Raw genomic sequence first — 13,894 nt, 5'->3', positions numbered from 1 at the left:
GAAGGACCGCAGTAACGTTTTTGGCTCAGAGTAGGGAATAGAACATAATGGTCGAATTGGCGCGTGGCGAAATATACCCGGTGCTGCCGTTGCGTGACATTGTCGTGTTCCCGCACATGATTGTTCCGCTGTTTGTCGGACGTGAAAAATCGGTGCGTGCACTTGAAGATGTGATGCGCGAAGACAAGCAGATCCTGCTTGTTACTCAAAAAGACGCGGGTCTTGATGATCCTGCTGTCGAAGATCTCTATGAAATTGGTACTGTTGCAACTGTTTTGCAGCTTCTCAAGCTACCGGACGGAACTGTTAAGGTATTGGTCGAAGGCGGGAAACGTGCCGAAATTACCGGTTATGTTGATAATCCCGAATTCTTCCAGGCCTATGGTGCGGTTCGCGAAGATTCCGACGAAGACGATAACGAGCTCGAAGCGCTTGCGCGTTCGGTCGTGACCCAGTTCGAACAGTACATCAAGCTAAACAAGAAAATTCCGCCAGAAGTTCTGGTTTCGGTCAATCAGATCGAAGAGCCGGCGAAGCTTGCCGATACGGTGGCGTCTCACCTGTCGCTCAAGATTTCCGAAAAGCAGGAATTGCTGGAAACCAAACTTGTCGGTGACCGTCTGGAACGTATTTTCGGTTTCATGGAATCCGAAATCGGCGTGTTGCAGGTTGAAAAGAAGATCCGCAACCGTGTCAAACGCCAGATGGAGAAAACCCAGCGCGAGTATTATCTGAATGAGCAGCTTAAAGCCATTCAGAAGGAACTCGGCGAGGGCGAAGACGGCAAGGATGAGGCGTCAGAGCTTGAAGAGAAGCTGAACAAGGCCCGAATGCCCAAAGAGGCAAAGGAAAAGGCCCAGGCAGAACTCAAGAAACTGCGCAATATGAGCCCGATGTCGGCAGAAGCCACCGTGGTGCGCAACTATCTTGACTGGATGGTGTCTATTCCGTGGAACAAGCGTTCGCGTGTATCGCACGACCTGAAAAAGGCCAAGAAGGTTCTTGATAAAGAACATTACGGTCTGGAGAAGGTCAAGGAACGCATCCTTGAATATCTTGCTGTTCAGGCACGTACCAAAAAGGTCAAAGGCCCGATCCTGTGCCTTGTTGGCCCTCCGGGTGTTGGTAAGACATCCCTTGGTAAATCGATGGCCAATGCCACCGGGCGTAGCTTCGTGCGTATGTCGCTTGGCGGCGTTCGTGACGAATCTGAAGTTCGTGGTCACCGTCGAACCTATATCGGCTCCATGCCGGGCAAGATTGTCCAGGGCATGAAAAAGGCCAAGCATTCCAACCCGCTTTTCCTTCTCGACGAGATTGAAAAAATGGGTTCGGATTTCCGTGGTGATCCTGCCTCAGCCCTGCTTGAGGTGCTGGACCCGGAACAGAATTCGACCTTTAACGATCACTATCTTGAAGTAGATTACGATCTTTCGGATGTGATGTTTGTGACGACGGCGAATTCACTTCGTATGCAGCAACCGCTGCTGGACCGTATGGAAATCATCCGGATTTCCGGTTACACCGAAGATGAAAAAGTCGAGATCGCCAAACGTCACCTCATTCCCAAGCAGGTCAAGGACAACGGCCTGAAGAAAGGGGAATGGAGCATCTCGGACGACGCGCTTCGTGATCTGGTTCGCTACTACACCCGTGAAGCAGGTGTGCGTAACCTTGAACGTGAACTGGCCAAGCTGGCGCGTAAGGCAACCAAACGCATCATGCTTGAAAACGTCAAGACCGTGCGCGTTACGCCGCGAACCCTTGGCAAATATGCTGGTGTTCGCAAGTTCCGCTATGGCGAGACTGAGGGCGAAGATCAGGTCGGTGTTGTTACCGGTCTTGCCTACACCGAATTTGGTGGTGATCTGTTGCAGATTGAATCTGTGACGGTTCCGGGCAAGGGCAACATGAAAACCACCGGTAAACTCGGTGAAGTCATGACGGAATCAATTCAGGCAGCGACATCATTTGTTCGTTCGCGTGCGGTTGATTTCGGGATCAAGCCGACCCTGTTCCAGAAACGTGACATTCACGTGCACGTACCCGAAGGTGCCACCCCGAAAGACGGTCCGTCCGCCGGTGTTGGCATGGTGACCTCAGTCGTTTCTGTCCTGACCGGGAACCCGGTGCGCAAGGACGTTGCGATGACGGGCGAGGTTACGCTGCGTGGTCGCGTGCTTGCGATTGGTGGTCTGAAAGAAAAACTTCTGGCGGCATTGCGCGGCGGCGTGAAGACCGTTCTGATCCCGCAGGAAAACGAAAAGGATCTCGAAGAGATTCCTGACAACGTTAAGCGCGGTATGGAAATCATTCCGGTATCTCACGTTGATGAGGTTCTCAGCCATGCGCTTGCCAATCCCCTTGTCCCGATTGAATGGGAAGAAGAAGTGGATGATGTCAGCGTTAAGTCCAAGGACGGTGAAGAATCGGATATTGGCGGTGTGACTACGCACTAGAGTAGGGCACAACGGCAGAAATCAAGGGGAGCGGCATGGTCGCTCCCCTTTTTCTGTGGATAACTTTGCCCAAGAATCGGCACAGGAACATGTCGGGATTGCTGTAAAGGGCAAAAAATCGAAAAAAACGTCAAAAACCGCAGAAAACTGCGTCTCTCGCATTGACGAGATGTTTGCTACCTGCTTACACTGCCCATGCAACAGGTTTGGGGCAAACCAAATTTCCTCATAACTCCGAACGTCCAAACAAGGGGGCCAGGAAGTGAATAAAAACGATCTCGTTGGAAGTGTAGCTGCTAAAGCTGATCTGTCCAAAGCTGACGCTGCAAAAGCGGTTGACGCTGTTTTCGATTCCATCACCGATTCTCTTAAATCCGGCGACGAAGTTCGTCTGGTTGGTTTCGGTACCTTCGCTGTCGCTGCTCGCGCTGCTTCAAAAGGTCGCAACCCGCGCACCGGTGAAGAAATCGACATTCCGGCATCGAAACAGCCGAAGTTCAAGGCTGGTAAAGGCCTGAAGGATGCCGTCAACTAAGTTTGACGACCTTCTTTGAAAAAATGCCGGTGACAAGCGTCACCGGCATTGCTTTTTGGGGAAAGCGTGCTATGTTCCGCTCCGCTTTGGAGTATACCACGTCCAAGGCAACGGGTGATTAGCTCAGCTGGTTAGAGCATCTCGTTTACACCGAGAGGGTCGGGAGTTCGAATCTCTCATCACCCACCAATTTCGCGATAATAGTCATTGTTCTCAATGGCTTAGCGACAGAAGAAGGCTCCTGAAATGGTTACATGTGTACCATCTCTGGGGCTTTTTTTATGTCCTTACGTACAAACGTTGTAAGAATCGGTTCCCGTTACTATTATCGTCAGAGAATACCAGCCGATTTAAGGGTTTATGGTGGCCCTGAAGCTATCAAGATGGCCTTGGGTACTGCTAACCCCTTAGAGGCTCGTGAGAGGGCTTTAGAGGCTGCTTTGGCTGTTGCTAGTTTTTTCAGGAACTTGAGAATGTCAAAATCAGAAGACGACAACGAAATCATCACAATGACAAAAGCTCAGTTTCTGAATTTTAAATCAGAAATAAGACAAATGTACATGGAGGAAGTGGGGAATACAGTAAAGCAGGCAAAAAAATCTAGAGAAAAAGACAAAATCATTCAGGAAGAACGAAATACATTCACAAGAATGTTGGGTAATAATTCTTATCAAAATTCTCAAGAAAATTTGAATATTAATAAAATATTTTCCGATTTCATGGTGGAAAAAGAAAAAACTATTGCCCCAAAATATTACAATTTCCACATGTTAGTTTTGGATATTTTTCTAAAAATATGTGGGGATAAATCTGTTTCTGAATACAAAAGAAAAGATATGGTTAATTTTAGGGGCGCGATAATAAGTTTACCGATTCGTCCCGACCGTTATCTCAAAAATTATGAAACTGATAATCCCGTTGAAGTTTTGAAAAAACTGAAAGGGAATGAAAGTTTAATATCAAAAGAAACTTATAATGGAAAATATCATGCCGTTATGAGTTCATTTTTCAATTACTGTGTTGAACAGGAATATCTCAAGGTTAATCCCTTCAAAAATGGAAAATTCTCATTCTCAAATCAGGAACAGATCCAAAAACTGGAGGATGAAAGACAACCCTATTCAACTGATGAATTGAACGCCATTTTTCAGTCTGAAAAGTTTGTTAACAGACATCGGGACAAAACATTTTTTTGTCCGCTTATCGCCTTATTTTCAGGTATGAGACTAGGCGAAATAGCCCAGTTAAGACCCAAGGATATTATTGAGCATAATGGTATGCTTAACTTCAATTTGTTTCACTCAAAAACAAAAATCAAAACGATATCTGGATATCGGATTGTTCCAATCCATCATGAGTTAATCAAACTTGGTTTGTTGGATTATATAGAAGAACAGAAAAAGCGTCATAAAACGGATGATAAGTTCATTTTTGACATTCGATATAATGAAAAAATGAAAGAGTTTGATGGAAGATTTTGGGGGCGGTTTTTAAAGCCATTTAAGGATAATGGGACTGTAAGGGGACAAGTAGTGTTTCACTCGTTCCGTTCCAATTTCAGGGATGGTTTGGAGAGCCTTGGTGCCAAAGACAGCACCATTGACCAAATCATAGGCCATAGTTCGTCTAAGCAAAAATTAACCAGAAGATACTCAGATAAAAAACTGAAACAGATACAATCTGACTTGGTTCAGAAAGTCAGTTTTTCAGGGTTGGACTTGTCCCATTTATATAAATAAGGGAATGATATGAGAACGAGTTTTCTGTTCCTCATTTCATTACAATTTAATAGAACTTGTGGAGATTATATTCTCTTTGGGTTGATTGGGGTGGTTATGAAATCTCGTTGGACGAAAGATGATTTCAAGCAAGTCACTGTTTTAACATTAGGAAACGGTATTTGGCTTAGTGCAATAAGTTGGCTAGTGCTTGGTTATTGGCTTGAATATTTTAGTTTTTTTGCATGTGTATCCATATCGATAGTATTCTCTTGGATTGTTGCAATATGGAGAACGGCAAAGAATATCTTGAGGAGAGAAGAAGACCCATTCTACGAAATGAAAAGAATTGAAGACGAATGGAAAGGGAGACAATAATATTATTGACTAATTCAGAATATTATAATATAAAAAAAGAGTTAAAATAATCTTTGGGAGATTCTCTAACTCTAATTTCTAAAACTAAATGCGGAAAACATTTAAAACAACAAATATGATAATATATTAATTTAGAAATAAGTCAAGTTAAAAAATGTCTCCCAACAAAAAAAGTTGAAGGGACATTTTTTATGACAAATTTAGATTTTAAAACCTACTTAAATACCAAGACTCAACTTGTTTCTGACAATATAAAATCAACATCAAAAAACAAAGCATCTTGGGTAGAACCCACTGGATATGCAGAAGACAGAAAATATGTGTCTTTAAATCCTGGTCATTGCAAGAAAGTGAGATTCCTCACAATAGATTGCGACCATGATAGATATGACGAATTTCCAGGCTCGTTCCCAAAGCCCTTGTGTACAGTCATAAATCGTAAAAATGAAAGACATCATCATGTCTTTGAATTGGCAACACCTGTGCTGACTGATGTTACTGCTCGATGGAAACCAAAAGTGTTATTGGCTGTGGTTGAACAAGGCTTCATACAGCAGCTTGATGGAGATGATGGGTACACAAATACATTGACCAAGAACCCTTGGAACAAAGAGGCTTGGTCAACAATTTGGTGGCCTGATTTCAAGCCCATTGAGCTTAAAGATTGCACAGTTTGGTATGATGAAGAAGAAACAAAACCAGCTAATGACAATGCCAAATTTGTTTCCATCAAAAGCGTCGGACACGGCCGACGTGTAAACTTATTCAATCATGTCAGGCATTTGGCATATCAAAATTATTTCAGGTCATGGAATGGAGAGGATTCAGCCGTCTATAGTGCTGCATATGCATTAAATGCAACATTCCACAGGCCGTTACCTGATTGTGATATTAGATCCACCTGCAAATCTATTATTAAATTTATGAATGAGAGATACATAGGCGGAACAGGAACGCCCTATGAAAGAAAGACCCCAAAAGTTTCAGATAAGTTGGAAATCCTTAAAGATGCTATCAAAGACGTACAGTCCCAAGGTGAACTATACAACGCTACTTACCTAGCGGAAATGACGGGTTTTCCAACAAGAACAGTTTCAAGGTTGCTCAAAAAAATCTGATGCAACTTGTTATTTGTCAACATGTTGCAAACAATTGGCCACTTTTCTGACATCAGGTATTACCCTGTTAGGAAACCTAATAATTAAACTTGATGGGCCACCTGATTTAATGGTCAGGGTATCTAATAGGTTTGGTAGGCCACGGGGTGCTACCTCACGATTTTAATATTAAAATATTTTTATATATAATCAGGATACCTATTCTCATCCTTTAAACAGAATCCCAAAAGTCTCAATACCCTACTGCAATGTTGGCATTATGTTGTCACCTAATATACTTGAGCGGGAAACCGTATTTAAATCTGATAGTCCTGTCATCTTTGTGCCAAACCAATCTTTGATTTGGAGAGTACCCTTTCCTGGGAGAGGGTACGATGTGATGCTCTGGGAGAGGGGAATTATTAGGGAAACTTTTTTATATAAATGAGTAAAGTTATCAACAGCAATTCCATTCACCTGACTCTTGGATGGTCTGTTCATTTCATTACTATTGATAACTTTACAGATAACTTGATTATTATTTTAGTTTATTGTATCATTACTTGACATTTTCCTAATTTATTCTTAGTATTAGTTATCCATTTATTTAGCCAGTCATGTCTCATGTCCTGCGGACACTCAACAACTGGCAAAGGGGCTTTGCCCCTGTTGAACCCCATTTGGATAACCAAAAATAATAAGAAGAAGGAAACCCAATAATGAAAAACAAAACAATTCGTTTCCGCATATCAGACGAGCAGTACGGCGAAATCCTTAAATCTGCATCCAACAGTGACAAAAACCTCTCGGACTGGATAAGGGAATCCCTGAAAATTTCTTCTGATAAAAACTTGGTTGAAAAGAAACTTTTATGGATTGCTGAAGTTCAGAAACTCACAAGGGAAATTTCCAAAATTGGAAATAATATTAATCAGATATCGAAGTTTGCAAACAGCCAAAGGCAGTTTCAGGAGATTGAGAGTTTTATGGATGTAATGGATGATATTAGGGAGAAGGTTCACGAATTGAGATGATAATTAAGTCTACCAGAGTTCAAACAAAATCGGGAGTTTCTAACCTTTCAAACCATTTGCTTAACAAGCTGGAAGAGAATGAGAAAATCATTCTTTTGGAGGGTTTTAAGTCAGATTTTGATGATTTCCACAAAGAAGCAGTTTTAGACGGTAGTAAGTTTGCTTTTAGGCACTTCTCAATCAATCCAGGCACCAACTGGACTTATGAGCAGCAACTGGCAACAGTTGATAAAATCAAGTCAGAATATGGTGCGGAGGATAGGCCGCATTTGCTCGTCAGTCATAGCAAGAGGCTATCTGATGGCGCTCAGAATGAGCACTTGCACCTTGTCCTTCCAGAAAGATTTAATGGCAAAACTCTAAGCTCAAGCTGGAATTTTGCAAGAAACGAAAAGATATGTCGTGAGTGTGAATTTGAGTTTGGACATCAAATCATCACAGGAAAACACAACAAATCTGCATCTCATTTCGTGTCTGACGAGAAGTTGAAAAACATTCTCCTAAAGAACTCACAGAAACAGATGCCCAAGGCTGCGTTTAGCTCGATACAGCACCAAAAATCGAAGCGAGAAGGGTTAAGCCTTCCAGCAATCAAAAATCTTATTAAAGAACTTTATAGCGAAAGTGATGGATGGAAGGCTTTCAATGCTGCTTTGTTCGAGAATGGTTTTGTTGTCAAAAAGGGCAGAAAAACAGCCATTGTTGAGATGGATGGACATTTTATTGGTTCATTGAACCGTTTGGTAGGAATGAGCAAAAAAGATTTTTTATATAAAATAAAGGGAGAAAAAATTGAGAAAGGTATTTCAGAAAAACACAGTCGAAAAACCCAAAAGGAAAGTGTCAGAAGTGTTGTTTCTATTGGGGAGAAAAACCAAGGGGAACACGGACGAAATTCTCGAACTTCTGAACCAAGAGGGAGAGTCGAAAATAGACCAAGTGATAGAAATTCTGGCGGAAATCGTAGTGAACCAGAAGAAGCAAGAGGCAATGCTGTTGAAAATTTTAAACTCGAAGCAGGTCTAAAAAATCCTGATAGGTCTGCAAAAATTGATAATATTCTTAATGAAATTAAAAGCTTGAATAATCAACGTTCTAAAAATGTAGAACCTGATTTAAAACAAATTGAACCAAGTTTTAAAATATCTTCATCGACCAGAAGGGCATTGCTTAATGGAATTAGGAGTGCTCGAAAATCTGCCTCTGGAATGACTTCAGGGGCTTCTGGCGACATAGGTACTCCAATTACATCAGAGGACAATCTCAGGCAAATAAGAGCTGCGCCGAAGCCTTTTTAAGTCAGTGTGATATAATCGTCTTCCTGTGTGATTGTGCCATTTTCTTCTAAGAATTCTAAATACTTGTTTAGTATAATTATTGGAGGCTGAAATCTTGAGTATTCTTCTCGTATGATATCTAGAGCTGTATCCGATATATGTACGAGAAAATCTCTACATATATATTGAGATAAGAACCTATAAACTTTCTCTTTATGAATCTTACAGCCAAATCCATTCAGGATTATCATGTTGTATATTAATGATGATTGCCAATGTTCGTACCCAACTTTGAAAAAATAATCGCTGTGTATGTTTTTGTTGAATAGTTTAGAATAACCTTTTTCAATGCATACTCGTTGAAAATAATTAAATCCATAGAACTTTCCATATACTCTTCTAGTAAGTGTTTCTGTGTTTTCTTTTGTGAATCCAATATGTATTTTTAGTTTAATGTCATTTGCGTTTTTTATGGATTCTTCTAGATTTTTCTTTTCAAATTCATCATCAATTTTTCTGATGAATTCAGGTATTTTTGAGTTGTGAATCCAAGCTCTTGGAGCAGCATGTAATATATATGAGGTGATGGTGTTAATATTCGACCCAAGAGGAGCGTTTGATATATCAATCTCTAACGTGCTTACGTTCTTTGACGTTAAGTATTGTCTTTTTTCATCCTCAACAGCATGAGTGTAGAAGAACTCCACCATTAAAGGATTAGTGTCCTTCCTGCCAATTGCATCTATCCTAAATTTCCCAAAATTTACCTCTAGTGCCACACTGTCGAAGTTGACAATTTTTTCTGATATATTTTTTGTATGACCTTTGTAATTTATTGCAAGTTTTGGTGTTTTTATTACTTTCTTTCGGAAAAATATATTCTTCGCAAATAGATGTAAAACTGACTCATTTTCAATGCCGCAATCTTTTCGGCCATCATGAGAAAAATGGTGCTGTCTGATTTTGCCTTTTTTGGCAAGTAATGCCGAACCACATTGAGGACAGATACAGTTGCAGCCTTTCCCAGATGGGACTTCACTTATATGCATAATTTGGGAATTTGATGGGGCTTTCCCGAATACCAACTTAAGCTCAGTTGTTGCCATTTTTCCAACGCTCTTCAGATTTCTGAGTTTTTAAGTCCGCTTGTTCGAAGTGGTTAACAGGCATCATAGTCATGGCGCAATTCGTTGACAAATGCGGTTGTTGTGTGTCCTAACTGTGTGTACCAGTTCATAACTGGTAGTTGGTGGTTTTCGTTTAAAAACATACACTTGTAAACTTTTTGGACGAGCCTTCGAATCTCTCATCACCCACCATGAAAAAGGCAGCCCTAAAGGCTGCCTTTTTGCATTTCTGGTTTTGACGAATCACTTCGTTGTACTCGCACCGCAAGAAACGCGATCACCAGAAATGCAAACAGATCAAATCCAGGCGTGAAACGGCCCGAAATAGTGGGTTTTGGTTGATCCTTGGTCGAAGATAAATAGCCTTGAAATAGAAGTTTCATTTTTATGCAAAGTGGGCATTGCTTTTTCAGAAAAGCATGGTAAGTTCCGCCCGCTTCCGCAGAACAGCGCGGTTTGGCATCGGGTGATTAGCTCAGCTGGTTAGAGCATCTCGTTTACACCGAGAGGGTCGGGAGTTCGAATCTCTCATCACCCACCACGATAAAGGCAGCCCTAAAGGCTGCCTTTTTCTTTGCCTGAATTTTCCTTGCCAATTGTTGATCATGACAAGCGCGCTGCGTTGCGGGATGTCCCCTGTGAATGAACAGCAACGGGCCGCGCTATGCAAAGCTATAAGCGCCTTGGCGCGCTTTATGGCAAAATGCTGCGTGCGCGGGCAAAGACACCCTGGCGGGCAGAAAATGGCTTCTGATGAGCGTCATGCTTGGGGCGTGCATTTTCCGGTTCTGTTGCGGCGCGGGTTGCGTGGGATAACAGCCTGTAAAAGTTGACGCTTGTTAAGCAGGCAGGCACTGTTGATGCCATCCTCATAAGAATCGGAACCCTAACGATGAAAACTCATCCGGCCAGGCTGTTATCAGATCCATCAAGTATAGTATGGAGCGCAATCTATTGCATAGCTTTGTCGGCTGGGCAGCGGTCCGTGCGATGGGGACGACATTGTCTGGTTGTTCTGGTTTTGCCGATGCTGCTTGCAAGCTGTTATCTGCCAGAAGCCTTCACGATTGATTTGTCGATGGAACGAAACGGCGACTATCGACTGAGCTATCGCGGATTATTGGTGCAGCCGAACCTTACTCAGGGGCTTTTAGACAACAGTGTTGGCCCCGAGGAGGAGCAAGAAAGAGTCGAAAAGGTTCTGGCTGATCTCAAACGCGATTCGTCGGTGCGTCAGCTCACCTATGCCGGGCGTGGTGTTTTTAATCTTGTCTATGAAAAACGCGGTAACATCATGCGTGAGAAAAGCTTTGTCTTTGTCCGTCGCCAGTCGCGCATATTGGAAATGTTCTTTCATAAGGACCGAAACATCGTTGAGATCCGGGGCGGTTTTGTGCCGGACCAGTATCAGGACCGTCTGACGGCTTTGGGCTACCAGATGACGGGCAATATCGAAGTCCGCACAACAGCCGGCGTGCGCAGCCATAACGCTGCAGAATTTCGCGAAATTAGCGGCCAAAACCGTCTGCGCTGGGAAATCAAGTCGATCACAGACCCAGTGCCCAATGTGATCCTGGGGTAGGGCAGGGTAAGGCTTGCTGCTTGGAACGATAAAAGGGACAGCAAGATGCTGTCCCTTTGGTGTGTATAATATGCCCTGAGGTTTGCAGCCTAATAGACCATCTCGTCTTCGCCGCCACCCTCTGTGATAACGATCTGGCCCTGAGCGGCCAATTCCTTGGCCAGCTGCACGATCATCATCTGTGATTCTTCCACATCCGACAGGCGCACAGGACCCAGTGCATCCATGTCTTCCTTCATCATCTTGCCGGCACGTTCGGACATGTTCTTGAAGAACAGGTCGCGCATCTGATCGGTTGAACCTTTCAGTGCCAGTGCAAGCTTGTCTTTCTCGACCTGACGCAGAAGCGTCTGAACACCGTTGTTGTCGAGGCGGGCCAGATCTTCGAAGGTGAACATAAGCGCCTTGATCTTCTCGGCCGAATCACGGTTGCGTTCTTCAAGCGCAGTAAGGAAACGATCCTGACTTTGTCGATCCAGGCTGTTGAAGATATCCGCCATAAGTTCGTGGTTGTCGCCGCGCGATCCGCGCGCAAGGTTGGACATGAACTCGGTGCGGAGTGTTTTTTCAATGTTATCGAGAACTTCTTTTTGTACCGCTTCCATGCGCAGCATACGCATGATGACTTCCATCGAGAAGTTTTCCGGCAAAAGCGACAGAACAGACGCAGAATGCCCGGGTTTGAGCTTTGAAAGCACAACACCAACGGTTTGCGGGTATTCGTTCTTCAAGTAGTTGGCCAGAACCGCTTCGTTCACGTTGTTGAGCTTGTCCCACATGGTGCGGCCTGCCGGGCCGCGGATCTCTTCCATGATGCCGTTAACACGGTCTTCGGACAGAACCTTCGACAGCAGGCGTTCGGTGGTGTCAAACGACCCCACAAGCGAACCTGTCGAGGAAAGCTGATCGGCAAACTCGACAAACAGGCGTTCCACGATGTTGGAGTTGATCGTGCCAAGGCTCGACATGGTTTGGGAAATCTCTTTGATTTCCTCATCATCCATCATGCTGAACATCTTGGTTGCGTGCTCTTCCCCAAGAGCAAGCATGAGAATCGCTGCCTTTTCAGGTCCGGCCAGTGATCTGTATTCTTCTTTAACGCGCCCCACGGCTGGTCTTCTCCGTCGTAATGACTCTGCTCGGTGTTGGAACCTGAATCCCCGAACCTGCCTCTATCGCACCGTAAAATAGGGGGTATTTGTCAACAATTCTATAAAAGCCGACGCCCCATTGCAAAGCCCCAGACGTATAAACCACCCAAAATGTACAGATTTGATTAATGCGATGCAATTTCAGGGCAAAATTGCCATGCCAAGGGTGATGTTTGCGGGCGCAATTGTCGAATGGGTTGAAAACGTTGCTAGCTGCTTGACTTGGTTTGGGGGGTGGTCTAACAAAGGCGCGCCGATTGATGGTCATTTTGCGGGCGTAGCTCAGTTGGTTAGAGCGCCGGCCTGTCACGCCGGAGGCCGCGAGTTCAAGTCTCGTCGCTCGCGCCATGACCCATCATCTGTTGTCTTTTATTGGGCGGTTTGTCTTTTCCGCGATCGCCATTTCTTATGTCGCTTTTGCTGCTTCGTACGTTTTGGTCTTGATCATCTCGACGTCCAGCCCGATATCGGACGATAGTAAACGGTAGAAAAGTTTAGAAAGTTTCCGGTCTTAGAGCATGTTAAAACCTGCTTCGGGGCTGGAACTTGTGCGGTGCATACGTTATGGTGCGCCGTAATGGACCAGGTGGGGACCTGGTCGGGTCACAAGGCCTGTTCTTGAGAGGTCAGAGAGATGCAAGAGCTTCTTTCGGAATATCTTCCGATCCTGGTGTTCATCGGGATCGCCGTCGGTCTTTCGGCGGTAATCATCATCGCGTCACTGGTTCTTGCCAAGCAGGCACCGGATGTTGAAAAGCTGTCCGCATACGAGTGCGGCTTTGCGCCGTTTGAAGATGCGCGTATCAAATTCGACGTCCGGTTCTATCTGGTCGCAATCTTGTTCATTATTTTCGATCTCGAAGTCGCCTTCCTGTTCCCGTGGGCTGTTACCCTCGGTGATATCGGGACGTTTGGCTTTGTCTCGATGGTGATCTTCCTGGCTGTTCTGACGGTCGGATTTATCTACGAATGGAAGAAGGGAGCTTTGGAATGGGAGTGAGCACCAACACAGGCGCACCCCTGGCACCCGGTACGGATCAGGATGCAATGCTCAAGGGCGTGTTTGACGAGATGAACGACAAGGGCTTTGTCCTTGCCAATCTCGATAAGCTCGCAAGCTGGGCAAGCACCGGTTCCCTGTGGCCGATGACGTTCGGCCTGGCCTGCTGTGCTGTTGAGATGATGCATTCTGCTGCGTCGCGGTATGACCTTGATCGTTATGGTCTGGTGTTCCGTCCAAGCCCGCGTCAGTCAGACGTGATGATCGTTGCTGGTACGCTGACCAATAAAATGGCCCCGGCACTGCGTAAGGTCTATGACCAGATGGCAGAGCCGCGCTGGGTTATTTCGATGGGGTCGTGCGCCAATGGCGGCGGTTACTATCACTATTCCTATTCGGTGGTGCGCGGTTGTGATCGCGTTGTTCCTGTGGACGTATATGTTCCCGGGTGTCCGCCGACAGCCGAAGCGCTGATTTACGGCGTGATGCAGTTGCAAAAGAAAATTCGCCGTACCGGTGTTCTGACACGCTGATCC

The 13,894-nt window shown here is 44.6% G+C and carries 12 protein-coding genes and 3 tRNA genes; 13 read left to right on the top strand and 2 right to left on the bottom strand.

The features are described from left to right. The first annotated feature begins 47 nt into the window (after window positions 1–47). The 8 genes from lon (at window position 48) to JF44_RS0115370 (ending at window position 8,519) form a co-directional block, all read left to right on the top strand. Window positions 48–2,459: an endopeptidase La gene (gene lon / locus JF44_RS0115405; RefSeq protein ID WP_033069826.1), complete on the top strand. Its 2,412-nt coding sequence runs from the start codon at window positions 48–50 to the stop codon at window positions 2,457–2,459. A gap of 262 nt (window positions 2,460–2,721) precedes the next feature. Next, complete coding sequence (locus JF44_RS0115400) at window positions 2,722–2,994, top strand: HU family DNA-binding protein (protein WP_008891813.1); 273 nt, start codon at window positions 2,722–2,724, stop codon at window positions 2,992–2,994. A 112-nt stretch (window positions 2,995–3,106) separates the two neighbouring features. Further along, window positions 3,107–3,183 (top strand) — tRNA-Val (locus JF44_RS0115395). 92 nt (window positions 3,184–3,275) lie between these two features. After that, window positions 3,276–4,733 (top strand): site-specific integrase, encoded by a 1,458-nt coding sequence (locus JF44_RS0115390; protein ID WP_162181415.1) that lies wholly within the window; start codon window positions 3,276–3,278, stop codon window positions 4,731–4,733. Window positions 4,734–4,742: 9 nt separating this feature from the next. After that, window positions 4,743–5,090 (top strand): hypothetical protein, encoded by a 348-nt coding sequence (locus tag JF44_RS0115385; protein ID WP_033069824.1) that lies wholly within the window; start codon window positions 4,743–4,745, stop codon window positions 5,088–5,090. 191 nt (window positions 5,091–5,281) lie between these two features. Further along, window positions 5,282–6,208 carry a replication initiation protein gene (locus tag JF44_RS0115380; protein ID WP_081944459.1) on the top strand — a complete coding sequence of 309 codons (927 nt, stop codon included), beginning with the start codon at window positions 5,282–5,284 and terminating at the stop codon, window positions 6,206–6,208. Window positions 6,209–6,906: 698 nt separating this feature from the next. Further along, a complete protein-coding gene (gene mobC / locus JF44_RS0115375; protein WP_033069822.1) occupies window positions 6,907–7,221 on the top strand; it encodes a plasmid mobilization relaxosome protein MobC in 315 nt (104 codons plus the stop codon). Next, a complete protein-coding gene (locus JF44_RS0115370; RefSeq protein WP_033069821.1) occupies window positions 7,218–8,519 on the top strand; it encodes a relaxase/mobilization nuclease domain-containing protein in 1,302 nt (433 codons plus the stop codon). The genes mobC and JF44_RS0115370 overlap by 4 nt, the downstream gene beginning before the upstream one ends. On the opposite strand, the gene JF44_RS0115365 is transcribed toward JF44_RS0115370, so the two are convergent. Beyond that, window positions 8,516–9,604 (bottom strand): competence protein CoiA family protein, encoded by a 1,089-nt coding sequence (locus JF44_RS0115365; protein ID WP_033069820.1) that lies wholly within the window; start codon window positions 9,602–9,604, stop codon window positions 8,516–8,518. The two genes, JF44_RS0115370 and JF44_RS0115365, sit on opposite strands and share 4 nt — an antisense overlap. 485 nt (window positions 9,605–10,089) lie before the next feature. On the opposite strand from JF44_RS0115365, the gene JF44_RS0115360 reads away from it, so the two are divergent. Then, window positions 10,090–10,166: transfer RNA gene (locus tag JF44_RS0115360), tRNA-Val, on the top strand. A gap of 444 nt (window positions 10,167–10,610) precedes the next feature. Continuing rightward, window positions 10,611–11,207 (top strand): hypothetical protein, encoded by a 597-nt coding sequence (locus JF44_RS0115355; RefSeq protein ID WP_238318469.1) that lies wholly within the window; start codon window positions 10,611–10,613, stop codon window positions 11,205–11,207. 89 nt (window positions 11,208–11,296) lie between these two features. On the opposite strand, the gene fliG is transcribed toward JF44_RS0115355, so the two are convergent. Further along, window positions 11,297–12,316, bottom strand: coding sequence for a flagellar motor switch protein FliG (gene fliG / locus JF44_RS0115350; RefSeq protein ID WP_033069818.1), 1,020 nt, complete (start codon window positions 12,314–12,316; stop codon window positions 11,297–11,299). A gap of 313 nt (window positions 12,317–12,629) precedes the next feature. Between fliG and JF44_RS0115345 the strand changes: the two genes are divergently transcribed. The 3 genes from JF44_RS0115345 (at window position 12,630) to JF44_RS0115335 (ending at window position 13,891) form a co-directional block, all read left to right on the top strand. Beyond that, window positions 12,630–12,706: transfer RNA gene (locus tag JF44_RS0115345), tRNA-Asp, on the top strand. Window positions 12,707–12,992: 286 nt separating this feature from the next. Then, on the top strand, window positions 12,993–13,358 hold the full coding sequence (locus tag JF44_RS0115340) for an NADH-quinone oxidoreductase subunit A (RefSeq protein ID WP_022732400.1): 366 nt from the start codon (window positions 12,993–12,995) through the stop codon (window positions 13,356–13,358). After that, window positions 13,349–13,891 carry a NuoB/complex I 20 kDa subunit family protein gene (locus JF44_RS0115335; protein WP_033069817.1) on the top strand — a complete coding sequence of 181 codons (543 nt, stop codon included), beginning with the start codon at window positions 13,349–13,351 and terminating at the stop codon, window positions 13,889–13,891. The genes JF44_RS0115340 and JF44_RS0115335 overlap by 10 nt, the downstream gene beginning before the upstream one ends. The last annotated feature ends 3 nt before the right edge of the window (window positions 13,892–13,894 follow it).

It is taken from the genome of Thalassospira australica, from assembly GCF_000763295.1.
GTDB classification, from domain to species: domain Bacteria; phylum Pseudomonadota; class Alphaproteobacteria; order Rhodospirillales; family Thalassospiraceae; genus Thalassospira; species Thalassospira australica.
Note: the sequence above shows the minus strand (reverse complement) of the source record. Positions and strands in the feature narration are given on the sequence as shown.